Genomic DNA, 23,342 nt, shown 5'->3' with positions numbered 1-23,342 from the left:
GTACTCACTCACCCCGGTCTCTCCTATAGTGAGTAAGCACTCACCCACCGGTCAAGCCCCGACTGGAGCAGCAATGCCGCCCACCAAGCCGACCCGGGAACGCCTCCTGGACGCCGCACACGAACTGATGCTCACCGTCGGGCTCGCCCGTGCCACCACCAAGGAGATCGCCAAAGGGGCGGACTGCTCCGAGGCGGCGCTGTACAAGCACTTCGCGAGCAAGGAGGAGCTGTTCATCCGCGTCCTCTCCGAGCGGCTGCCCCGGCTGGGCCCCCTGCTGCGGAGCCTTGCCGCCGAGCCGGACCGGGCCCCGCTGGAGGAGAACCTCACGGAGATCGCCCACCAGGCCGCGCTCTTCTACGAGCAGAGCTTCCCGATCGCCGCGTCGCTGTACGCCCAGACGGAGCTGAAGCGACGGCACGACGAGGCGATGCGGGAGCTGGGCACCGGCCCGCACCTGCCGATCGAGGGCCTGGACGCCTACCTGCGTGCCGAGCAGGCCGCGGGGCGGGTACGGGGGGACGCGGACACGTTCGCGGCGGCGTCGCTGTTGCTGGGGGCTTGTGCGCAGCGGGCGTTCGCGTACGACGCGGTGGGGGAGGGCGGGATGCCGGCGGCTGACGCCTTTGCGCGGAGGCTGGTGCGGACGGTGTTGGTGGGGATCGGCGGGGGTGGGTGACGGCACCCGGCGTTCACGGCTCACCCGGCGTGGGTGTGGGCGTCGGGGGGTGGGTGCGCGGCCCGGCGCTGACGGGGTGCCCGGCGCGGGTGTGGTCGTCGGGGGTGGGTCGCGCGGCCCGGCGCTGCGGGGTGCCTCCCCCACTCTCGGCTTCGCTCGAGCGGGGGGACCCCCACCGCCCACCCGTGCCGCCCCAGCGGCACGACTGCCCGCAGCTGGGCGGGACGGCGTGGCACCACCCGCCCGCGCGGGCGGTCAGCCGCGTACGGCGGGAAGGGGACGTGTCGGGGGGTGTCCGCCCGTAGCGGTTGGCGCGTCCGCGCCGTTCAGCCCCGTGGCCGACCGATTCCGCGCCGTTCCGAGGACGGACACCCCCCGGCGCGGCCCCGACCCACAGACCACACACCGCGCGCTACCCGCAGCGGCGCCGCAGGCAACCGCACCCCCATCACTCCACCAGCCACTCATCCACCCCCGCCAACAGCCTCCCCTTCACAGCCTCCGGTGCAGCCGACCCCCGTACCGACTGCCGCGCCAGTTCCGCCAGTTCCGCGTCCGTGAACCCGTGGTGCTCGCGCGCGATCTCGTACTGCGCCGCCAGCCGCGCCCCGAAGAGCAGCGGATCGTCCGCGCCCAGCGCCATCGGCACCCCCGCCTCGAACAGCGTCCGCAGCGGCACGTCCTCCGGCTTCTCGTACACGCCCAGCGCGACGTTCGACGCCGGACACACCTCGCACGTCACCTGCCGGTCGGCCAGCCGCTTCAGCAGCCGCGGGTCCTCCGCCGCCCGCACCCCGTGCCCGACCCGGTCCGCCTCCAGGTCGTCCAGACAGTCCCGCACCGACGCCGGCCCGGTCAGCTCACCCCCGTGCGGCGCACTCAGCAGCCCCCCGTCCCGCGCGATCGCGAACGCCCGGTCGAAGTCCCGCGCCATCCCCCGCCGCTCGTCGTTCGACAGCCCGAACCCGACGACCCCCCGGTCCGCGTACCGCACCGCCAGCCGCGCCAGCGTCCGCGCGTCCAGCGGATGCTTCATCCGGTTCGCGGCCACCAGCACCCGCATCCCGATCCCGGTGTCCCGCACGGTCGTCTCGACCGCGTCCAGGATGATCTCCAACGCCGGGATCAGCCCACCCAGCCGCGGCGCGTACGACGTCGGGTCCACCTGGATCTCCAGCCACCGCGACCCGTCTCGCAGATCCTCCTCCGCGGCCTCCCGCACCAGCCGCTGGATGTCCTCCGGCTCCTGAAGACACGACCGCGCCGCGTCGTACAGCCGCTGGAAGCGGAACCACCCCCGCTCGTCCGTGGCCCGCAGCTTCGGCGACTCGCCGCGGCCCAGCGCCTCGGTGAGCGTCTCGGGCAGCCGCACACCGTGCTTGTCGGCCAGTTCCAGCAGGGTCGTGGGTCGCATCGACCCGGTGAAGTGCAGGTGCAGATGGGCCTTCGGCAGTTCAGAGAGATCACGTACACGCTCCATTCCGTGATCCTGCCGCACGACACGCCCGGCCCGACAGCACTTTCCCCGTACGTGGTCTTGCTCGCACAAACAAACAGGGCCGCACCTCGACGTCGAGGTGCGGCCCTGCTCAAGGAACGGCGGGTCAGTCCCGCGCCTCCGCCAGCAGCTTCTGGACCCGGCTCACGCCCTCCACGAGGTCCTCGTCCCCGAGCGCGTACGACAGCCGCAGGTATCCGGGCGTACCGAAGGCCTCACCCGGCACCACCGCGACCTCGGCCTCCTCCAGGATCAGCGCGGCCAGCTCCACCGTGTCCTGCGGACGCTTGCCGCGGATCTCCTTGCCGAGCAGCCCCTTCACCGACGGGTAGGCGTAGAACGCCCCCTCCGGCTCCGGGCACAGCACGCCGTCGATCTCGTTGAGCATCCGCACGATCGTCCTGCGGCGCCGGTCGAAGGCCTCCCGCATCTTCGCCACGGCGTCGAGGTCGCCGGAGACCGCGGCCAGCGCCGCCGCCTGGGCGACGTTGGACACGTTGGACGTGGCGTGCGACTGGAGGTTCGTCGCGGCCTTGACCACGTCCTTCGGGCCGATGACCCACCCGACCCGCCAGCCGGTCATCGCGTACGTCTTGGCGACACCGTTGACCACGACGCACTTGTCGCGCAGCTCGGGCAGGACCGCCGGCATGGACACCGAGGAGGCGTCGCCGTAGACGAGGTGCTCGTAGATCTCGTCCGTCAGCACCCACAGCCCGTGCTCGACGGCCCACTTGCCGATCGCCTCGGTCTCGGCCTCGCTGTACACCGCGCCCGTCGGGTTCGACGGCGACACGAACAGGACGACCTTCGTCTTCTCGGTGCGCGCGGCCTCCAGCTGCTCCACGCTCACCCGGTAGCCGGTCGTCTCGTCGGCGACGACCTCGACCGGGACACCGCCGGCCAGCCGGATCGACTCGGGGTACGTCGTCCAGTACGGCGCCGGGACGATGACCTCGTCGCCCGGGTCGAGGATCGCGGCGAACGCCTCGTAGATGGCCTGCTTGCCGCCGTTGGTGACCAGGATCTGCGACGGGTCGACCTCGTAGCCGGAGTCGCGCAGCGTCTTCGCGGCGATCGCGGCCTTCAGCTCGGGCAGGCCGCCGGCCGGCGTGTAGCGGTGGAACTTCGGGTTCTTGCAGGCCTCGATCGCGGCCTCGACGATGTAGTCCGGCGTCGGGAAGTCGGGCTCACCGGCGCCGAAGCCGATCACCGGTCGCCCGGCGGCCTTGAGGGCCTTGGCCTTGGCGTCCACGGCGAGGGTGGCGGACTCGGAGATCGCGCCGACTCGGGCGGAGACCCGGCGCTCGGTGGGAGGGGTTGCAGCGCTCATGGCCCCATCGTTCCAGACCGGAAACTTCCCGGGCACAGGGGTTTCACGGACTGAACAGAACCGGACCGGGACCTGATACCGGACCGGACCGAGCCCCGCACGGGCCCCGCCACGGACCGGGCGGAGCCCTGAACATCAGTCCGGACGTCCTTTCTGTTCGACGCCCGGCCGTTGAGCACGTACACTCTCACCTCGTTGGCCTTCAGCGGCCCGCACTCATCCGGTGCACACCGAGCATCCGGACGGATGCGGTACGTTGGGGACACACAAAGGGTCGTAGCTCAATTGGTAGAGCACTGGTCTCCAAAACCAGCGGTTGGGGGTTCAAGTCCCTCCGGCCCTGCTACACACACCTTCGCCAGGGTGTGCGCATGTACGTACAGCAATGCACCGCCGTGCGGCTCAGACCGGGCGCGGCACGGCCACGACCCGGAATCAGGTGAGGACGAGTGACGGACGCCGTGGGCTCCATCGACATGCCTGATGCCGAGGACGAGGCTCCGGACTCCAAGAAGAAGTCCCGCAAGGGCGGCAAGCGTGCCAAGAAGGGCCCGCTGAAGCGGCTGGCGCTCTTCTACCGCCAGATCGTCGCGGAGCTCCGCAAGGTTGTCTGGCCGACTCGCAGTCAGCTGTCGACGTACACCACCGTGGTGATCATCTTCGTGGTCATCATGATCGGCCTGGTGACTCTGATTGACTATGGCTTCTCTCACGCCGCCAAGTACGTCTTCGGCTGAGTCGAGAGCGAAGGGCGCCGAGGTACCCGGCGCCCCTTTCGCGTGTTCCACCCCTATGTATCCAGGAAGAAGCAGCCACCGTGTCTGACCCGAACGTGAACGACGCCATCGAGCCGGTCGAGTCCGTCGAGGACGAGCTCGGCACCGTCGAGGGCGCCGACAACGAGGACACCCAGGTCTCCGCCGAGACCGAGGCTGCCGACGACGCCGCCGCGGACGCGGACGAGACCGCCGAGGCCCAGGACGAGGCCGTCGAGGCCGACACCGCGGACGCCGACGAGGCCGAGACGGACGAATCCGAGACGGACGAGACCGAGACCGAAGAGACCGCGGACGCCGAGACCGACGAGGCCGAGGCCGCGCCCGAGGAGCCCGAGCTCGACCCGATCGAGGCGCTCCGCCGCGAGCTGCGCGTCCTCCCCGGCGAGTGGTACGTCATCCACACCTACGCCGGTTACGAGAACCGCGTGAAGACCAACCTCGAGCAGCGCGCCGTCTCCCTCAACGTCGAGGACTACATCTTCCAGGCCGAGGTGCCGCAGGAAGAGGTCGTCCAGATCAAGAACGGCGACCGCAAGACGATCCGGCAGAACAAGCTGCCGGGTTACGTCCTCGTCCGCATGGACCTGACCAACGAGTCCTGGGGCGTCGTCCGCAACACCCCCGGCGTCACCGGCTTCGTCGGCAACGCCTACGACCCGTACCCGCTGACGCTGGACGAGATCGTCAAGATGCTCGCCCCGGAGGCCGAGGAGAAGGCCGCCCGCGAGGCCGCCGAGGCCGAGGGCAAGCCGGCTCCGCAGCGCAAGGTCGAGGTCCAGGTCCTGGACTTCGAGGTCGGCGACTCGGTCACCGTCACCGACGGCCCGTTCGCCACGCTGCAGGCCACGATCAACGAGATCAACGCCGACTCGAAGAAGGTCAAGGGCCTCGTCGAGATCTTCGGCCGCGAGACCCCGGTCGAGCTGAGCTTCGACCAGATCCAGAAGAACTAGCTTCTTTTGGACGTACAGCTTCCGAACAGGTCGGACGGGCCCACGCTGCCCGTCTGACCTGCTCGGTTTTCAGCCGCACATCCATACCCGTTATCGTTGTGCGGTATGCCTGCGTCCGGGTGGTCCCCGAGACGCGGGCAGGACCCGAATCGAAAGGACCCGGAGAGCTATGCCTCCCAAGAAGAAGAAGGTCACGGGGCTCATCAAGCTCCAGATCCAGGCCGGTGCCGCCAACCCGGCTCCGCCGGTCGGCCCCGCGCTGGGTCAGCACGGCGTGAACATCATGGAGTTCTGCAAGGCCTACAACGCCGCGACCGAGTCGCAGCGTGGCTGGGTCATCCCGGTGGAGATCACGGTCTACGAGGACCGCTCCTTCACCTTCATCACCAAGACGCCGCCGGCCGCCAAGATGATCCTCAAGGCCGCGGGCGTGGAGAAGGGCTCCGGCGAGCCGCACAAGACCAAGGTCGCGAAGATCACGCGTGACCAGGTCCGTGAGATCGCCACCACCAAGATGCCCGACCTCAACGCCAACGACCTGGACCAGGCGGAGAAGATCATCGCCGGTACCGCTCGTTCCATGGGCGTCACGGTCGAGGGCTGACCTCCACCCCGTAAGCAAGCAGAAGTGGCGGGGCCTGCTCGGCCCGTACCACGACTCCTAAAAAGCCAACAGGAGCAGTAGTGAGCAAGCGCAGCAAGTCTCTCCGCGCTGCGGACGCCAAGATCGACCGGGAGAAGCTCTACGCCCCGCTCGAGGCCGTCCGTCTCGCCAAGGAGACCTCCACGACCAAGTTCGACGGCACCGTCGAGGTCGCCTTCCGTCTGGGTGTCGACCCGCGCAAGGCCGACCAGATGGTCCGTGGCACCGTGAACCTCCCGCACGGCACCGGTAAGACCGCCCGGGTCCTGGTCTTCGCGACCGGTGACCGTGCCGAGGCCGCGCGTGCCGCGGGCGCCGACATCGTCGGCGCCGACGAGCTGATCGACGAGGTGTCGAAGGGCCGTCTGGACTTCGACGCCGTCGTCGCCACCCCGGACCTCATGGGCAAGGTCGGCCGCCTCGGCCGCGTGCTCGGTCCCCGTGGTCTCATGCCGAACCCCAAGACCGGCACCGTGACCCCGGACGTCGCCAAGGCTGTCAACGACATCAAGGGCGGCAAGATCGAGTTCCGCGTCGACAAGCACTCGAACCTGCACTTCATCATCGGCAAGACGTCGTTCGACGACACCAAGCTGGTGGAGAACTACGCCGCGGCGCTGGAGGAAGTCCTCCGCCTGAAGCCGTCGGCCGCCAAGGGCCGGTACATCAAGAAGGCCGCCCTCAGCACCACGATGGGCCCCGGCATTCCGCTGGACTCCAACCGCACCCGCAACCTCCTCGTCGAGGAGGACCCGGCCGCGGTCTGAGCCCACGGCTCGCCCCACCGGTTCACGGGCCCCGCACCTTCCGAGGTGCGGGGCCCGTTCGGTTTTCCGTACGGGTGTCGCAGCCCTGCGTTAACGTGCGGGGCAGGGGGTGGGCGGATGAGGGGCACGAACAGCACCAGGTCACGCCGTACGGTCGCGTCGATCGCGGTGACGGTCGCGCTGGGGTGTGTCACGGCCTGCACCTCCTCCGGCGGACCCACCGGCTCCACGGCGTCCGCCGACCCGTCGACCGCACCCCTGCGCTCGGCGGAACGGGCCACCGCGCGGGCGGGCTCCGCGCGGGTCGAGTCCACGACCGTCATGGGGGGTGAGCTCTCCCTGGAGGCCACGGGAGCCCTCGGCTGGGACGACGGTCTCACCGGCACCCTGAAGATCACCTACACGGGCGGTACGACCGCCGAGACCATGCGCCGACTGGGCACCACCGCCATGGAAGCCAGGTACCTGCCCGACGCGTACTACGCCCGGATGGGCGACGAGTTCGCCGACCGGGTGGGCGGCCGGCACTGGATCAAGTACGGCTACGCCGACCTGGAGGACCTGGGAAGCGGCGCGGCCGGTGTCGCGGACGGGATGCGCGGCACCACGCCCGACCGGACGGTGAAGCGGCTCCTGGCCTCCGACGACGTACGCAGGGTGGGGGAGGAGACGACCCGTGGCCGGCGCACGACGCACTGGACCGGCACCGTGGGCGGCAGGGCCGGGCAGACCGTCGACATCTGGGTGGACGACCGGGACCTGCTGGTCAAGAAGGTCGAGCGGGGACGGACGGAGACCGGGGAGCTGACCCAGACCGCGTACTACAGCGACTACGGCGTAGCGGTGGCCGCCGAACGCCCGCCGGCCTCCGACACGGCGGACTTCACGGAGCTGCTGCGGCAGACACGGGACGACGGCTGAGCCACAGACAGCACAAGACGGTTCGCAAATCACAAGATCGTTCGAACCATTCCGGATAAGCTCACGTCCTTGCTGTGGAGAAGCAGTCTGTCTTCTCCCGTGTTCACTGATTCCCGTGGGGGGAAAGCATGAAGACTTCCGTACGCATGCCCGTCGGTGCCGGACTGGCCGCGCTGCTGCTCGCCGCCGGTGCGGTGGGCTGCTCCAAGGGGGACGAGGCCGGTCAGTCCCCGGAGATGACGCCGGCGGCGGCCGTCGCCAAGGCGGCGAAGAACACGGAGGAGATCGACTCCTTCCGCTACCGCATGACCGGGCAGGCCCCCGAGGAGGGCCGGGTCGAGGCCGAGGCCCAGATGCAGATCGAGCCCACGCTCGCGATGAGCATGAAGATGTCGGCGCTCGACCAGGGCGCCGACGCCAAGGCGGAGATCCGGATCGTCGACAAGGCCATGTACCTCGGCGGCGGAGCCGCGGCGGCCAAGGAGATGGACGGCAAGAGCTGGATGAAGTTCGACCTGGGCGCGATGGGCGCCGGCGACGAGCTGAACCAGCTGGGCGGAGCCTCCCAGGCCGACAAGAACCCGGCGACCGAGTCCACCTTCCTCACCGGCGCCAAGGACGTGGAGAAGGTCGGCACCGAGACCGTCGAGGGAGTCGAGACCACCCACTACAAGGGCACCGTCACCCTCGCCGACCTGGAGAAGTCCCTCGCGGACGAGGACAAGGCCACCCGGGAGAAGCGGCAGAAGAGCATCGAGCAGTACGAGAAGATGGGCATCGACAAGCTCACTATGGACATGTGGGTCGACGGCGACGACCACACCAAGCAGTTCCGGATGCGAGGCGACGCCGACAAGGGCCCGCTGGACATGACCATCACCTTCCTCGGCATCAACGAGCCCGTGAAGGTCACCGCCCCGCCGGCCAAGGACACGGTCGACCTGGCGGAGATGATGAAGGAAGCCCAGCAGGGCTGAGTCCCAGCAGGGCTGAGATCCGGCACGGCCGGATCGCCGTACGGGCGGATTTGCTTGACACTGCCCCGTTCACGTACGCTCTTCGACGAAGCCAAAGACCGCTGGTCGTTGCCGTGTGCTCGCGAGAGTCACGGTGGCCGAAGGATCCGCTGAACTGCGGACGACCCGCGCAGGTGACTGTGGATGAACTCCCGGAGCACGCGCTCACGCGCATGCCGACCGGTCGAGTCACGCCCCGTGCGCCTGCGCCGGGGCGTTTCGTTTTCCCCAGTCCTCCTTCGGGTCCGCGCGGTCCGAATCACCCGGAAGGAGGCCGAGGCTCTATGGCGACGCCCGAAAAGGCTGCCGCGGTTGCCGAGCTGACGGACAAGTTCCGCAGCTCCAACGCCGCCGTGCTGACCGAGTACCGCGGTCTCACCGTGGCGCAGCTCAAGACGCTGCGCCGGTCGCTCGGTGAGAACGCCCAGTACGCCGTGGTGAAGAACACGCTGACCAAGATTGCGGCCAACGAGGCCGGGATCACGCTCGACGACCAGCTCTTCGCTGGTCCGACGGCCGTCGCCTTCGTCACCGGTGACCCGGTGGAGTCGGCGAAGGGTCTGCGCGACTTCGCCAAGGACAACCCGAACCTCGTCATCAAGGGCGGTGTCCTTGACGGCAAGGCGATGTCCGCCGACGAGATCAAGAAGCTTGCGGACCTTGAGTCCCGCGAGGTTCTGCTCTCCAAGCTGGCCGGTGCCATGAAGGGCAAGCAGTCCCAGGCTGCCTCTGTCTTCCAGGCGCTGCCGTCGAAGCTCGTCCGCACCGTGGACGCGCTCCGTGCCAAGCAGGACGAGCAGGGCGGTGCCGAGTAATTCGGCTCGCTTTCTGACCCACGCCGCCTAGCGGCACGGGTCGCAGCGGGCCCGACGTACGCCCGCCTCACCCCGTACATCCGGCACCTGCCGAATTAGTGGAAGGACCGCCATCATGGCGAAGCTCAGCCAGGACGACCTGCTTGCCCAGTTCGAGGAGATGACCCTCATCGAGCTCTCCGAGTTCGTGAAGGCCTTCGAGGAGAAGTTCGACGTCACCGCCGCCGCTGCCGCGCCGGTCGTCGTCGCCGGTGGTGCCGCTGGTGGCGCCGCTGCCGACGCCCCCGAGGAGAAGGACGAGTTCGACGTCATCCTCACCGGCGCCGGCGACAAGAAGATCCAGGTCATCAAGGTCGTGCGCGAGCTGACCTCCCTGGGTCTGAAGGAGGCCAAGGACCTCGTCGACGGCACCCCGAAGCCGGTCCTCGAGAAGGTCAACAAGGAGGCCGCCGACAAGGCCGCCGAGTCCCTCAAGGGCGCCGGCGCCTCCGTCGAGGTCAAGTAAGACCGCACCGGCACCACGGATCCGTCAGGGTCTGTAACGCCGTAGCACCGAAGAGCGATCATCCATCCGGGTGGTCGCTCTTCGGCGTACCGGGGGTTGGGCGGCGGCTGCCTTGCACGTGCGACGGCGAAGAGTATGGTGATCTTCGTCGTGCCGTCTCCGGGGCCCTGAGAGCCACTGGAGGCAACCGGTTCGGGCCAAGGGGGGCCTTGACGAACCGCACGCAGCGCGCAATTCTCAGGGCGTCGTCAAAGGATCCGAATCCGAGGCATGGATCGACGGCGAAGAGGGCAGTATCTGGGTGCGTTGAGGGCGAGGCCTTGCCGCACAGGTGGTGAGAACAACGAGGAGCGAACACGGTCCCCGAAAGCTGCACTGGACATCAGTGTGCCAAGTGGCTACACTGACCCTTTGCGCTGCCTGTTAGCTGCCCCCTGCCCGTCACCAGGGGTCTGCCCTCGCCCGAGCACTGACGACCAGAGCACGCCTGACCTGGCTCTTTAGCCACATCAGGCACCCCCTGTCTCCGTGCACGGAAGAGGGGCCGGTACGCGCGTAGTGAGTCCGAGCCCTCGGAAGGACCCCCTCTTGGCCGCCTCGCGCAATGCCTCGACCGCGAATACGAACAACGCTGCCAGCACCGCCCCGCTGCGCATCTCCTTTGCAAAGATCAAGGAGCCCCTCGAGGTTCCGAACCTTCTCGCGCTGCAAACCGAGAGCTTCGACTGGCTCCTCGGCAACGACGCCTGGAAGGCTCGCGTCGAGTCGGCTCTGGAGTCCGGTCAGGACGTCCCCACCAAGTCCGGTCTGGAAGAGATCTTCGAGGAGATCTCGCCGATCGAGGACTTCTCCGGGTCGATGTCGCTGACGTTCCGCGACCACCGCTTCGAGCCCCCCAAGAACAGCATCGACGAGTGCAAGGACCGCGACTTCACGTACGCGGCCCCGCTCTTCGTCACCGCCGAGTTCACCAACAACGAGACCGGCGAGATCAAGTCCCAGACGGTCTTCATGGGCGACTTCCCGCTCATGACCAACAAGGGCACCTTCGTCATCAACGGCACCGAGCGTGTCGTCGTGTCGCAGCTCGTCCGCTCGCCGGGCGTCTACTTCGACTCCTCGATCGACAAGACGTCCGACAAGGACATCTTCTCCGCCAAGATCATCCCGTCCCGGGGTGCCTGGCTGGAGATGGAGATCGACAAGCGCGACATGGTCGGTGTGCGCATCGACCGCAAGCGCAAGCAGTCCGTGACCGTCCTGCTCAAGGCTCTCGGCTGGACCACCGAGCAGATCCTCGAGGAGTTCGGCGAGTACGAGTCCATGCGCGCCACCCTGGAGAAGGACCACACCCAGGGCCAGGACGACGCGCTGCTCGACATCTACCGCAAGCTGCGTCCGGGCGAGCCCCCCACGCGTGAGGCCGCGCAGACGCTTCTGGAGAACCTGTACTTCAACCCGAAGCGCTACGACCTCGCCAAGGTCGGCCGCTACAAGGTCAACAAGAAGCTCGGCGCGGACGAGCCGCTGGACGCCGGCGTGCTCACCACCGACGACGTCATCGCCACCATCAAGTACCTGGTGAAGCTGCACGCCGGTGAGACCGAGACGACCGGCGAGTCGGGCCGGGAGATCGTCGTCGAGACCGACGACATCGACCACTTCGGCAACCGCCGCATCCGCAACGTCGGCGAGCTCATCCAGAACCAGGTCCGTACGGGTCTCGCCCGTATGGAGCGCGTCGTGCGCGAGCGCATGACGACCCAGGACGTCGAGGCGATCACGCCGCAGACCCTGATCAACATCCGGCCGGTCGTCGCCTCCATCAAGGAGTTCTTCGGCACCAGCCAGCTGTCCCAGTTCATGGACCAGAACAACCCGCTGTCGGGGCTGACGCACAAGCGTCGTCTGAACGCCCTCGGCCCGGGTGGTCTCTCCCGTGAGCGGGCCGGCTTCGAGGTCCGTGACGTTCACCCGTCGCACTACGGCCGCATGTGCCCGATCGAGACGCCCGAAGGCCCGAACATCGGTCTGATCGGCTCGCTCGCCTCGTACGGCCGGATCAACCCGTTCGGTTTCATCGAGACGCCTTACCGCAAGGTCGTCGACGGCCAGGTCACGGACGACGTGGACTACCTGACCGCCGACGAGGAGGACCGCTTCGTCATCGCGCAGGCCAACGCCACGCTCAACGACGACATGCGCTTCTCCGAGGCCCGCGTCCTGGTCCGCCGCCGTGGCGGCGAGGTCGACTACGTCCCCGGTGACGACGTCGACTACATGGACGTCTCGCCGCGCCAGATGGTGTCGGTCGCGACCGCCATGATCCCGTTCCTCGAGCACGACGACGCCAACCGTGCCCTCATGGGCGCGAACATGATGCGTCAGGCGGTGCCGCTCATCAAGAGCGAGTCCCCGCTGGTCGGCACCGGCATGGAGTACCGCTCCGCCGCCGACGCCGGCGACGTGGTCAAGGCCGAGAAGGCGGGTGTGGTCCAGGAGGTCTCCGCGGACTACATCACCACCACCAACGACGACGGCACGTACATCACGTACCGCCTGGCCAAGTTCTCCCGGTCCAACCAGGGAACCTCGGTCAACCAGAAGGTCATCGTCGCCGAGGGCGACCGGATCATCGAGGGCCAGGTCCTGGCCGACGGTCCGGCCACCGAGAACGGCGAGATGGCGCTCGGCAAGAACCTGCTGGTCGCGTTCATGCCGTGGGAGGGTCACAACTACGAGGACGCGATCATCCTGTCGCAGCGCCTCGTGCAGGACGACGTCCTCTCCTCGATCCACATCGAGGAGCACGAGGTCGACGCCCGTGACACCAAGCTCGGCCCCGAGGAGATCACCCGGGACATCCCGAACGTCTCCGAGGAGGTCCTCGCCGACCTCGACGAGCGCGGCATCATCCGCATCGGTGCCGAGGTCGTCGCCGGCGACATCCTCGTCGGCAAGGTCACGCCCAAGGGTGAGACCGAGCTGACCCCGGAGGAGCGCCTGCTCCGCGCGATCTTCGGTGAGAAGGCACGCGAGGTCCGCGACACCTCCCTGAAGGTGCCGCACGGCGAGATCGGCAAGGTCATCGGCGTCCGCGTCTTCGACCGCGAGGAGGGCGACGAGCTGCCGCCCGGCGTGAACCAGCTGGTCCGCGTCTACGTCGCGCAGAAGCGCAAGATCACCGACGGTGACAAGCTCGCCGGCCGCCACGGCAACAAGGGCGTCATCTCCAAGATCAACCCGATCGAGGACATGCCGTTCCTGGAGGACGGCACCCCGGTCGACATCATCCTCAACCCGCTGGGTGTCCCGTCCCGAATGAACCCGGGTCAGGTCCTGGAGATCCACCTCGGCTGGCTCGCCAGCCGCGGCTGGGACGTCTCCGGCCTCGCGGAGGAGTGGGCCGAGCGCCTCCAGGTCATCGGCGCCGACAAGGTCGAGCCCGGCACCAACGTCGCCACCCCGGTCTTCGACGGTGCGCGTGAGGACGAGCTGGCCGGCCTGCTCCAGCACACCATCCCGAACCGGGACGGCGAGCGCATGGTGCTCCCGTCCGGCAAGGCGCGGCTGTTCGACGGCCGCAGCGGTGAGCCGTTCCCGGACCCGATCTCGGTCGGGTACATGTACATCCTCAAGCTCCACCACCTGGTCGACGACAAGCTGCACGCCCGGTCGACCGGCCCGTACTCGATGATCACCCAGCAGCCGCTGGGTGGTAAGGCCCAGTTCGGTGGCCAGCGCTTCGGTGAGATGGAGGTGTGGGCGCTGGAGGCTTACGGCGCCGCGTACGCCCTCCAGGAGCTGCTGACCATCAAGTCCGACGACGTCACCGGCCGCGTGAAGGTCTACGAGGCCATCGTCAAGGGCGAGAACATCCCTGAGCCCGGCATCCCCGAGTCCTTCAAGGTGCTCATCAAGGAGATGCAGTCCCTGTGCCTCAACGTGGAGGTGCTGTCCTCGGACGGCATGTCCATCGAGATGCGTGACACCGACGAGGACGTCTTCCGCGCTGCGGAGGAGCTCGGCATCGACCTGTCCCGGCGCGAGCCGAGCAGCGTCGAAGAGGTCTGACGGGAGTCAGGCGGGGCCTCCCAGCCGGAGGCCCCGCCGATCCCGCGACCCCCGTTTCAGACCACAGACTTACAACCCTGAGAGGGATTGACGCATAGTGCTCGACGTCAACTTCTTCGACGAGCTCCGGATCGGTCTGGCCACCGCTGACGACATCCGTCAGTGGAGCCACGGCGAGGTCAAGAAGCCCGAGACCATCAACTACCGCACCCTCAAGCCCGAGAAGGACGGACTCTTCTGCGAGAAGATCTTCGGTCCGACCCGGGACTGGGAGTGCTACTGCGGCAAGTACAAGCGCGTCCGCTTCAAGGGCATCATCTGCGAGCGCTGTGGCGTCGAGGTCACGCGCGCCAAGGTGCGCCGTGAGCGGATGGGCCACATCGAGCTGGCCGCCCCCGTCACCCACATCTGGTACTTCAAGGGCGTCCCGTCGCGCCTGGGCTACCTGCTGGACCTGGCGCCGAAGGACCTCGAGAAGGTCATCTACTTCGCCGCGTACATGATCACCTTCGTGGACGAGGAGCGCCGTACGCGCGACCTGCCCTCGCTGGAGGCCCACGTCTCCGTCGAGCGCCAGCAGATCGAGCAGCGCCGCGACTCCGACCTGGAGGCCCGCGCCAAGAAGCTCGAGACGGACCTCGCCGAGCTGGAGGCCGAGGGCGCCAAGGCCGACGTGCGCCGCAAGGTGCGCGAGGGTGCCGAGCGTGAGATGAAGCAGCTGCGCGACCGTGCGCAGCGCGAGATCGACCGCCTCGACGAGGTGTGGAACCGGTTCAAGAACCTCAAGGTCCAGGACCTCGAGGGCGACGAGCTGCTCTACCGCGAGCTGCGCGACCGCTTCGGCACCTACTTCGACGGCTCCATGGGTGCGGCTGCCCTGCAGAAGCGCCTGGAGTCCTTCGACCTCGACGAGGAGGCCGAGCGCCTCCGCGAGATCATCCGCACCGGCAAGGGCCAGAAGAAGACCCGCGCGCTCAAGCGCCTCAAGGTCGTCTCCGCGTTCCTGCAGACCAGCAACAGCCCCAAGGGCATGGTGCTGGACTGCGTGCCGGTCATCCCGCCGGACCTGCGTCCGATGGTGCAGCTGGACGGTGGCCGCTTCGCGACCTCCGACCTGAACGACCTGTACCGCCGCGTCATCAACCGCAACAACCGCCTGAAGCGGCTTCTCGACCTCGGCGCGCCCGAGATCATCGTGAACAACGAGAAGCGCATGCTCCAGGAGGCCGTGGACGCCCTCTTCGACAACGGTCGTCGTGGTCGCCCGGTGACCGGTCCGGGCAACCGCCCGCTGAAGTCCCTGAGCGACATGCTCAAGGGCAAGCAGGGCCGCTTCCGTCAGAACCTGCTCGGCAAGCGAGTCGACTACTCGGCGCGTTCCGTCATCGTCGTCGGCCCGCAGCTGAAGCTGCACCAGTGCGGTCTGCCCAAGGCCATGGCGCTGGAGCTCTTCAAGCCGTTCGTGATGAAGCGCCTGGTCGACCTGAACCACGCGCAGAACATCAAGAGCGCCAAGCGCATGGTCGAGCGCGGCCGCACGGTCGTGTACGACGTGCTGGAAGAGGTCATCGCGGAGCACCCGGTTCTGCTGAACCGTGCGCCCACGCTGCACCGCCTCGGCATCCAGGCCTTCGAGCCGCAGCTGGTCGAGGGCAAGGCCATCCAGATCCACCCGCTCGTCTGCACCGCGTTCAACGCGGACTTCGACGGTGACCAGATGGCCGTCCACCTGCCGCTCTCCGCGGAGGCGCAGGCCGAGGCCCGCATCCTGATGCTGTCCTCGAACAACATCCTCAAGCCGGCCGACGGCCGTCCGGTGACGATGCCGACCCAGGACATGGTCCTCGGTCTGTTCTTCCTCACCACCGACGGCGAGGGCCGTGACCTCAAGGGCGAGGGCCGTGCCTTCGGTTCCGCCGCCGAGGCGATCATGGCGTTCGACGCGGGCGACCTGTCGCTCCAGTCGAAGGTCGACATCCGCTTCCCGGTGGGCACCATCCCGCCCCGCGGCTGGGAGCCCCCGGCCCGCGAGGAGGGCGAGCCGGAGTGGCAGCAGGGTGACACCTTCACCCTGAAGACCACGCTGGGCCGCGCGCTCTTCAACGAGCTGCTGCCCGAGGACTACCCCTTCGTCGACTACGAGGTCGGCAAGAAGCAGCTCTCCGAGATCGTCAACGACCTCGCCGAGCGCTACCCGAAGGTCATCGTGGCGGCGACGCTCGACAACCTGAAGGCGGCCGGCTTCTTCTGGGCGACCCGTTCCGGCGTCACCGTGGCCATCTCCGACGTCGTCGTTCCCGAGGCGAAGAAGGAGATCGTCCGCGGCTACGAGGCGCAGGACGAGAAGGTCCAGAAGCAGTACGAGCGCGGTCTGATCACCAAGGACGAGCGCACGCAGGAGCTCATCGCGATCTGGACCAAGGCGACCAACGAGGTCGCCGAGGCGATGAACGACAACTTCCCGAAGACCAACCCGATCTTCATGATGGTGAACTCGGGCGCACGAGGCAACATGATGCAGATGCGTCAGATCGCCGGTATGCGTGGTCTGGTGTCGAACGCGAAGAACGAGACGATCCCGCGTCCGATCAAGGCCTCCTTCCGTGAGGGCCTGTCCGTGCTGGAGTACTTCATCTCCACGCACGGTGCCCGTAAGGGTCTGGCGGACACCGCTCTGCGTACCGCCGACTCGGGTTACCTCACGCGTCGTCTGGTCGACGTCTCCCAGGACGTCATCATTCGCGAGGAGGACTGCGGCACCGAGCGCGGCCTCAAGCTGCCGATCGCCTCGCGCGACGCGGACGGCACGCTGCGCAAGACCGAGGACGTCGAGACCAGCGTCTACGCCCGCATGCTCGCCGAGGACGTCGTCATCGACGGCAAGGTGATCGCGCCGGCCAACGTCGACCTCGGTGACGTGCTCATCGACCAGCTGGTGCGCCACGGTGTCGAGGAGGTCAAGACCCGCTCGATCCTGACCTGCGAGTCCCAGGTCGGCACCTGCGCCATGTGCTACGGCCGCTCGCTGGCCACCGGCAAGCTGGTCGACATCGGTGAGGCGGTCGGCATCATCGCCGCCCAGTCCATCGGTGAGCCCGGTACCCAGCTGACGATGCGTACCTTCCACACCGGTGGTGTGGCCGGTGACGACATCACCCAGGGTCTGCCGCGTGTCGTCGAGCTCTTCGAGGCCCGTACCCCGAAGGGTGTCGCCCCGATCTCCGAGGCCTCCGGCCGCGTCCGGATCGAGGAGACCGAGAAGACCAAGAAGATCGTCGTCACCCCGGACGACGGCAGCGACGAGACGGCGTTCCCGATCTCGAAGCGTGCCCGTCTGCTGGTGGGCGAGGGCGACCACGTCGAGGTGGGCCAGAAGCTCACCGTGGGTGCCACCAACCCGCACGACGTGCTGCGCATCCTGGGTCAGCGTGCCGTCCAGGTCCACCTGGTCGGCGAGGTCCAGAAGGTCTACAACTCGCAGGGCGTGTCGATCCACGACAAGCACATCGAGATCATCATCCGGCAGATGCTGCGCCGCGTGACGATCATCGAGTCCGGCGACGCCGAGCTGCTGCCCGGCGAGCTGGTCGAGCGCACGAAGTTCGAGACCGAGAACCGTCGCGTGGTCCAGGAGGGCGGTCACCCGGCCTCCGGTCGTCCGCAGCTGATGGGTATCACCAAGGCCTCGCTGGCGACGGAATCCTGGCTGTCGGCCGCCTCCTTCCAGGAGACGACCCGAGTCCTGACGGACGCGGCGATCAACGCCAAGTCCGACAGCCTCATCGGCCTCAAGGAGAACGTCATCATCGGTAAGCTCATCCCGGCCGGTACGGGTCTGTCCCGCTACCGCAACATCCGGGTCGAGCCGACCGAGGAGGCCAAGGCCGCGATGTACTCGGCCGTCGGCTACGACGACATCGACTACTCGCCGTTCGGCACGGGCTCCGGCCAGGCCGTTCCGCTGGAGGACTACGACTACGGTCCGTACAACCAGTAGGCGAGCAGCCGCTTGATCGCTTGAAGGGCGGTCACCCCACGGGGTGGCCGCCCTTCGGCGTGAGCGGTGTCACCTCGGGGAACGGGAAGACGCCGGTGGTTTTCAGGGGCAGGTCGGGAACGAGGGTGCCCACGAGGAGGAGCCGGGGGGTGCCTGCCGGCGGCGACGAAGCGGCCGTCGGGGGAGGCGACGGCCTTCTCGCCGTCCGGGCGGTCGCAGGCGGCGCTGGTCTCCGGCGTGCCCGTGGTCGCGTCGTGCAGAGCGGTCAGGGGCTGCTTGACACTGCCCTGGGAGCGGTCGGAGACGACCCGGCCCTTGTCGGTACGGTACCGGCCGATGCCCTCGGCGCAGGCGTCCGCACAGCGGTCGAGCGTACCGCTGGTGACGTCCCACCGTGACGGTGTTCTCGTCGGTGTTCTCCGACTCCCAGTGGACCTCAAGGCCTGTGCCGAAGTCGGCCACCTCGCCACGGAGGGCAGCAGCTCCGAGGGACCCTCCGGCTTGGGGGGTGCCCCGCAGGACGGTGAGAGGGACTGGTTCCGGCCCCTCCGCTCGCGCCCCCCGAGCCATTTGTTTTGACCGCAGCAAATGCGATAGGTACGCTCAGACCTTGTGCCTGGGGTGTGCCCTGGCCCTCGTGCGTGCCTACGACCGCACCGGGGCGTGCGTGGCCACCGTAAATCGCGTCTTCTTCCGCCCTGCGGCCGGAGCTCGCGGCTTCGACACACCCGACCGCGTGGGTCGGTGACGTTCCAGGTTAGCTTTACCATTCGGCACACAGAAACCGGAGAAGTAGTGCCTACGATCCAGCAGCTGGTCCGTAAGGGCCGGCAGGACAAGGTCGAGAAGAACAAGACGCCCGCACTCGAGGGTTCCCCTCAGCGTCGCGGCGTCTGCACGCGTGTGTTCACGACCACCCCGAAGAAGCCGAACTCGGCCCTGCGTAAGGTCGCGCGTGTGCGTCTGACCAGCGGGATCGAGGTCACCGCTTACATTCCGGGTGAGGGGCACAACCTGCAGGAGCACTCCATCGTGCTCGTGCGCGGCGGCCGTGTGAAGGACCTGCCGGGTGTTCGCTACAAGATCATCCGCGGTTCGCTTGACACCCAGGGTGTGAAGAACCGCAAGCAGGCCCGCAGCCGCTACGGCGCCAAGAAGGAGAAGTAAGAATGCCTCGTAAGGGCCCCGCCCCGAAGCGCCCGGTCATCATCGACCCGGTCTACGGTTCTCCTCTGGTGACCTCCCTGATCAACAAGGTGCTGCTGAACGGCAAGCGCTCCACCGCCGAGCGCATCGTCTACGGCGCCATGGAGGGCCTGCGCGAGAAGACCGGCAACGACCCGGTCATCACGCTGAAGCGCGCTCTCGAGAACATCAAGCCGACCCTCGAGGTCAAGTCCCGCCGTGTCGGTGGTGCGACGTACCAGGTGCCGATCGAGGTCAAGCCCGGTCGCGCCAACACCCTCGCGCTGCGTTGGCTGGTCGGTTACTCCCGCGCCCGTCGCGAGAAGACCATGACCGAGCGTCTGCTCAACGAGCTCCTCGACGCCTCCAACGGCCTCGGTGCCGCTGTGAAGAAGCGCGAGGACACGCACAAGATGGCCGAGTCCAACAAGGCCTTCGCGCACTACCGCTGGTAGTCGCTACCCACATCGAGACCGAGAGAAGACTGAAGCCTTATGGCTACCACTTCACTTGACCTGGCCAAGGTCCGCAACATCGGGATCATGGCCCACATCGACGCGGGCAAGACGACCACCACCGAGCGGATCCTGTTCTACACGGGTGTGTCGTACAAGATCGGTGAGGTCCACGACGGCGCCGCCACGATGGACTGGATGGAGCAGGAGCAGGAGCGTGGCATCACGATCACGTCTGCTGCGACCACCTGCCACTGGCCGCTCGAGGACAACGACTACACGATCAACATCATCGACACCCCGGGGCACGTCGACTTCACCGTCGAGGTGGAGCGTTCCCTGCGCGTGCTCGACGGTGCCGTGACCGTGTTCGACGGTGTCGCCGGTGTCGAGCCGCAGTCCGAGACGGTGTGGCGTCAGGCCGACCGTTACGGCGTGCCGCGCATCTGCTTCGTCAACAAGCTGGACCGTACCGGCGCCGAGTTCCACCGCTGCGTGGAGATGATCTCGGACCGCCTGGGCGCCCAGCCGCTCGTCATGCAGCTCCCGATCGGTGCCGAGGCCGACTTCAAGGGCGTCGTGGACCTGGTCCGCATGAAGGCGCTCGTGTGGTCCGCCGAGGCGGCCAAGGGCGAGATGTACGAGACCGTCGACATCCCGGCCACGCACACCGAGGCCGCCGAGGAGTGGCGCGGCAAGCTGGTCGAGGCCGTCGCGGAGAACGACGAAGAGATTATGGAGCTGTTCCTGGAGGGCCAGGAGCCCACCGAGGAGCAGCTGTACGCCGCGATCCGTCGTATCACCATCGCGTCCGGCAAGTCCGACGAGACCACCGTCACCCCGGTGTTCTGCGGCACCGCGTTCAAGAACAAGGGCGTCCAGCCCCTGCTCGACGCGGTCGTGCGCTACCTGCCGACCCCGCTCGACGTCGAGGCCATCGAGGGCCAGGACGTCAAGGACCCCGAGGTCGTCGTCAAGCGCAAGCCGTCCGAGGACGAGCCGCTGGCCGCGCTCGCGTTCAAGATCATGAGCGACCCGCACCTCGGCAAGCTCACCTTCGTCCGGGTCTACTCGGGCCGCCTGGTGTCCGGCACCGCCGTGCTGAACTCCGTCAAGGGCAAGAAGGAGCGCATCGGCAAGATCTACCGCATGCACGCCAACAAGCGTGAGGAGATCGAGTCGGTGGGCGCCGGCGACATCGTCGCCGTCATGGGCCTGAAGCAGACCACCACCGGTGAGACGCTGTCCGACGACAAGAACCCGGTCATCCTGGAGTCCATGGACTTCCCGGCGCCGGTCATCGAGGTCGCGATCGAGCCCAAGTCCAAGGGCGACCAGGAGAAGCTGGGTGTCGCCATCCAGCGTCTCGCGGAGGAGGACCCCTCCTTCCAGGTGCACACCAACGAGGAGACCGGCCAGACCGTCATCGGCGGTATGGGCGAGCTTCACCTCGAGGTGCTGGTCGACCGGATGAAGCGCGAGTTCAAGGTCGAGGCCAACGTCGGCAAGCCGCAGGTCGCGTACCGTGAGACGATCCGCAAGACCGTCGAGCGCGTGGACTACACCCACAAGAAGCAGACCGGTGGTACCGGTCAGTTCGCCAAGGTGCAGATCGCGATCGAGCCGATCGAGGGCGGCGACGCCTCGTACGAGTTCGTGAACAAGGTCACCGGTGGCCGCATCCCGAAGGAGTACATCCCTTCGGTGGACGCCGGTGCGCAGGAGGCCATGCAGTTCGGCATCCTGGCCGGCTACGAGATGACGGGCGTCCGCGTCACGCTCATCGACGGTGGCTACCACGAGGTCGACTCCTCCGAGCTCGCCTTCAAGATCGCCGGTTCGCAGGCCTTCAAGGAGGCCGCGCGCAAGGCTTCGCCCGTGCTCCTGGAGCCGATGATGGCCGTCGAGGTCACCACGCCCGAGGACTACATGGGTGAGGTCATCGGCGACATCAACTCCCGCCGTGGCCAGATCCAGGCCATGGAGGAGCGTGCGGGCGCCCGCGTCGTCAAGGGCCTCGTGCCCCTGTCGGAGATGTTCGGCTACGTCGGCGACCTCCGCAGCAAGACGTCGGGTCGCGCAAGCTACTCGATGCAGTTCGACTCCTACGCCGAGGTTCCCCGGAACGTCGCCGAGGAGATCATCGCGAAGGCCAAGGGCGAGTAACGGACTACTCCGTTTAACGGACCCCGTAAACACGCTTTAGGCTTGACCCCGGAGCCTGCATGGGGCATTCCGTCGTGAACCCGGCGGAATGCCCCCGGCACCCGGGCTTTCCAGCAAAGATCACCTGGCGCCGATGAGTAAGGCGTACAGAACCACTCCACAGGAGGACCCCAGTGGCGAAGGCGAAGTTCGAGCGGACTAAGCCGCACGTCAACATCGGCACCATCGGTCACATCGACCACGGTAAGACGACCCTCACGGCCGCCATTACCAAGGTGCTGCACGACGCGTACCCGGACCTGAACGAGGCCTCGGCCTTCGACATGATCGACAAGGCGCCCGAGGAGCGCCAGCGCGGTATCACCATCTCCATCGCGCACGTCGAGTACCAGACGGAGACGCGTCACTACGCCCACGTCGACTGCCCCGGTCACGCGGACTACATCAAGAACATGATCACGGGTGCCGCGCAGATGGACGGCGCCATCCTCGTGGTCGCCGCCACCGACGGCCCGATGCCGCAGACCAAGGAGCACGTGCTCCTGGCCCGCCAGGTCGGCGTTCCGTACATCGTCGTCGCCCTGAACAAGGCCGACATGGTGGACGACGAGGAGATCCTGGAGCTCGTCGAGCTCGAGGTCCGTGAGCTCCTCTCCGAGTACGAGTTCCCGGGCGACGACGTTCCGGTCGTCAAGGTCTCCGCTCTGAAGGCCCTCGAGGGCGACAAGGAGTGGGGCAACTCGGTCCTCGAGCTCATGAAGGCCGTGGACGAGGCCATCCCGGAGCCCGAGCGTGACGTCGACAAGCCGTTCCTGATGCCGATCGAGGACGTCTTCACCATCACCGGTCGCGGTACGGTCGTCACCGGCCGTATCGAGCGTGGTGTCCTCAAGGTCAACGAGACCGTCGACATCATCGGCATCAAGACCGAGAAGACCACCACCACGGTCACCGGCATCGAGATGTTCCGCAAGCTGCTCGACGAGGGCCAGGCCGGTGAGAACGTCGGTCTGCTGCTCCGCGGCATCAAGCGCGAGGACGTCGAGCGCGGCCAGGTCATCATCAAGCCGGGCTCGGTCACCCCGCACACCGAGTTCGAGGCCCAGGCCTACATCCTGTCCAAGGACGAGGGTGGCCGCCACACGCCGTTCTTCAACAACTACCGTCCGCAGTTCTACTTCCGTACGACGGACGTGACCGGCGTCGTGACCCTCCCCGAGGGCACCGAGATGGTCATGCCGGGTGACAACACCGAGATGAAGGTGGAGCTCATCCAGCCCGTCGCCATGGAAGAGGGCCTGAAGTTCGCCATCCGCGAGGGTGGCCGGACGGTCGGCGCCGGCCAGGTCACCAAGATCAACAAGTAAGCTCCGCTTGCTTGTCGGTCAACTGACCTGACATGGGCTGATGCCTGAGGAGGGGCCCGCACGACTTCGGTCGTGCGGGTCCCTTCGGCATTGCCGGCGACCTTGCGCGTCAACGGTGGTGGCCCAGTTGTCACTCGTTCGCGGTAACGGTCGGCATATGTGCCTGGCAATGTCCGGTGCTCTTCTACG

General features: G+C 67.5%; 17 protein-coding genes and 1 tRNA gene. 16 read left to right on the top strand and 2 right to left on the bottom strand.

Going from position 1 to position 23,342, the window contains the following annotated elements:
• Window positions 1–73: 73 nt before the first annotated feature.
• Complete coding sequence (locus tag KUM03_RS03595; protein ID WP_217245516.1) at window positions 74–679, top strand: TetR/AcrR family transcriptional regulator; 606 nt, start codon at window positions 74–76, stop codon at window positions 677–679.
• A gap of 448 nt (window positions 680–1,127) precedes the next feature.
• On the opposite strand, the gene KUM03_RS03590 is transcribed toward KUM03_RS03595, so the two are convergent.
• Both KUM03_RS03590 and KUM03_RS03585 read right to left on the bottom strand, forming a co-directional pair.
• Window positions 1,128–2,159 (bottom strand): adenosine deaminase, encoded by a 1,032-nt coding sequence (locus KUM03_RS03590; RefSeq protein ID WP_217245515.1) that lies wholly within the window; start codon window positions 2,157–2,159, stop codon window positions 1,128–1,130.
• Between the two features lie 124 nt (window positions 2,160–2,283).
• Window positions 2,284–3,510 (bottom strand): pyridoxal phosphate-dependent aminotransferase, encoded by a 1,227-nt coding sequence (locus tag KUM03_RS03585; protein WP_217245514.1) that lies wholly within the window; start codon window positions 3,508–3,510, stop codon window positions 2,284–2,286.
• 270 nt (window positions 3,511–3,780) lie between these two features.
• Between KUM03_RS03585 and KUM03_RS03580 the strand changes: the two genes are divergently transcribed.
• From KUM03_RS03580 to tuf, 15 genes are all read left to right on the top strand, one after another.
• Window positions 3,781–3,853: transfer RNA gene (locus KUM03_RS03580), tRNA-Trp, on the top strand.
• 106 nt (window positions 3,854–3,959) lie between these two features.
• Window positions 3,960–4,247, top strand: a complete 288-nt coding sequence (gene secE / locus KUM03_RS03575; protein ID WP_073725168.1) for a preprotein translocase subunit SecE — start codon at window positions 3,960–3,962, stop codon at window positions 4,245–4,247.
• An 80-nt stretch (window positions 4,248–4,327) separates the two neighbouring features.
• Window positions 4,328–5,242 (top strand): transcription termination/antitermination protein NusG, encoded by a 915-nt coding sequence (nusG, locus tag KUM03_RS03570; protein ID WP_217245513.1) that lies wholly within the window; start codon window positions 4,328–4,330, stop codon window positions 5,240–5,242.
• A gap of 169 nt (window positions 5,243–5,411) precedes the next feature.
• The gene (gene rplK, locus KUM03_RS03565; RefSeq protein ID WP_003974315.1) at window positions 5,412–5,846 is read left to right on the top strand and encodes a 50S ribosomal protein L11; all 435 of its coding nucleotides are present in this window, start codon (window positions 5,412–5,414) and stop codon (window positions 5,844–5,846) included.
• 80 nt (window positions 5,847–5,926) lie between these two features.
• Window positions 5,927–6,652, top strand: a complete 726-nt coding sequence (gene rplA / locus KUM03_RS03560) for a 50S ribosomal protein L1 (protein ID WP_073725162.1) — start codon at window positions 5,927–5,929, stop codon at window positions 6,650–6,652.
• A gap of 117 nt (window positions 6,653–6,769) precedes the next feature.
• A complete protein-coding gene (locus KUM03_RS03555) occupies window positions 6,770–7,573 on the top strand; it encodes a hypothetical protein (protein WP_217245512.1) in 804 nt (267 codons plus the stop codon).
• 128 nt (window positions 7,574–7,701) lie between these two features.
• On the top strand, window positions 7,702–8,550 hold the full coding sequence (locus KUM03_RS03550; protein ID WP_217245511.1) for a DUF1396 domain-containing protein: 849 nt from the start codon (window positions 7,702–7,704) through the stop codon (window positions 8,548–8,550).
• A 323-nt stretch (window positions 8,551–8,873) separates the two neighbouring features.
• A complete protein-coding gene (gene rplJ, locus KUM03_RS03545) occupies window positions 8,874–9,404 on the top strand; it encodes a 50S ribosomal protein L10 (RefSeq protein ID WP_007443924.1) in 531 nt (176 codons plus the stop codon).
• A gap of 115 nt (window positions 9,405–9,519) precedes the next feature.
• Complete coding sequence (gene rplL / locus KUM03_RS03540; protein WP_217245510.1) at window positions 9,520–9,909, top strand: 50S ribosomal protein L7/L12; 390 nt, start codon at window positions 9,520–9,522, stop codon at window positions 9,907–9,909.
• Window positions 9,910–10,497: 588 nt separating this feature from the next.
• Complete coding sequence (gene rpoB / locus KUM03_RS03535) at window positions 10,498–13,983, top strand: DNA-directed RNA polymerase subunit beta (protein WP_217245509.1); 3,486 nt, start codon at window positions 10,498–10,500, stop codon at window positions 13,981–13,983.
• Between the two features lie 97 nt (window positions 13,984–14,080).
• Window positions 14,081–17,980: a DNA-directed RNA polymerase subunit beta' gene (locus tag KUM03_RS03530; RefSeq protein WP_217245508.1), complete on the top strand. Its 3,900-nt coding sequence runs from the start codon at window positions 14,081–14,083 to the stop codon at window positions 17,978–17,980.
• 795 nt (window positions 17,981–18,775) lie between these two features.
• Window positions 18,776–19,147, top strand: coding sequence for a 30S ribosomal protein S12 (gene rpsL / locus KUM03_RS03525; protein WP_003948652.1), 372 nt, complete (start codon window positions 18,776–18,778; stop codon window positions 19,145–19,147).
• 2 nt (window positions 19,148–19,149) lie between these two features.
• Window positions 19,150–19,620 carry a 30S ribosomal protein S7 gene (gene rpsG, locus KUM03_RS03520; RefSeq protein WP_003974303.1) on the top strand — a complete coding sequence of 157 codons (471 nt, stop codon included), beginning with the start codon at window positions 19,150–19,152 and terminating at the stop codon, window positions 19,618–19,620.
• 39 nt (window positions 19,621–19,659) lie between these two features.
• On the top strand, window positions 19,660–21,786 hold the full coding sequence (gene fusA / locus KUM03_RS03515; protein ID WP_217245507.1) for an elongation factor G: 2,127 nt from the start codon (window positions 19,660–19,662) through the stop codon (window positions 21,784–21,786).
• A gap of 173 nt (window positions 21,787–21,959) precedes the next feature.
• Entirely contained in the window at window positions 21,960–23,153 is a 1,194-nt protein-coding gene (tuf, locus tag KUM03_RS03510; RefSeq protein ID WP_073725144.1) for an elongation factor Tu, read from the top strand.
• The last annotated feature ends 189 nt before the right edge of the window (window positions 23,154–23,342 follow it).

The sequence above is a fragment of the Streptomyces sp. AC602_WCS936 genome, from assembly GCF_019049125.1.
Classification (GTDB): Bacteria; Actinomycetota; Actinomycetes; order Streptomycetales; family Streptomycetaceae; genus Streptomyces.
The sequence above is the reverse complement of the archived record's forward strand: the minus strand, read 5'-3'. Positions and strand labels throughout refer to the sequence as shown.

What these genes read in the sequence shown, in the direction of transcription:
- KUM03_RS03595 (WP_217245516.1), top strand. Translation starts at nt 74, where the DNA reads ATGCCGCCCACCAAGCCGACCCGGGAACGCCTCCTGGACGCCGCACAC.
- KUM03_RS03590 (WP_217245515.1), bottom strand. Translation starts at nt 2,159, where the DNA reads ATGGAGCGTGTACGTGATCTCTCTGAACTGCCGAAGGCCCATCTGCAC.
- KUM03_RS03585 (WP_217245514.1), bottom strand. Translation starts at nt 3,510, where the DNA reads ATGAGCGCTGCAACCCCTCCCACCGAGCGCCGGGTCTCCGCCCGAGTC.
- rplK (WP_003974315.1), top strand. Translation starts at nt 5,412, where the DNA reads ATGCCTCCCAAGAAGAAGAAGGTCACGGGGCTCATCAAGCTCCAGATC.
- KUM03_RS03555 (WP_217245512.1), top strand. Translation starts at nt 6,770, where the DNA reads ATGAGGGGCACGAACAGCACCAGGTCACGCCGTACGGTCGCGTCGATC.
- KUM03_RS03550 (WP_217245511.1), top strand. Translation starts at nt 7,702, where the DNA reads ATGAAGACTTCCGTACGCATGCCCGTCGGTGCCGGACTGGCCGCGCTG.
- rplJ (WP_007443924.1), top strand. Translation starts at nt 8,874, where the DNA reads ATGGCGACGCCCGAAAAGGCTGCCGCGGTTGCCGAGCTGACGGACAAG.
- rplL (WP_217245510.1), top strand. Translation starts at nt 9,520, where the DNA reads ATGGCGAAGCTCAGCCAGGACGACCTGCTTGCCCAGTTCGAGGAGATG.
- rpsG (WP_003974303.1), top strand. Translation starts at nt 19,150, where the DNA reads ATGCCTCGTAAGGGCCCCGCCCCGAAGCGCCCGGTCATCATCGACCCG.
- fusA (WP_217245507.1), top strand. Translation starts at nt 19,660, where the DNA reads ATGGCTACCACTTCACTTGACCTGGCCAAGGTCCGCAACATCGGGATC.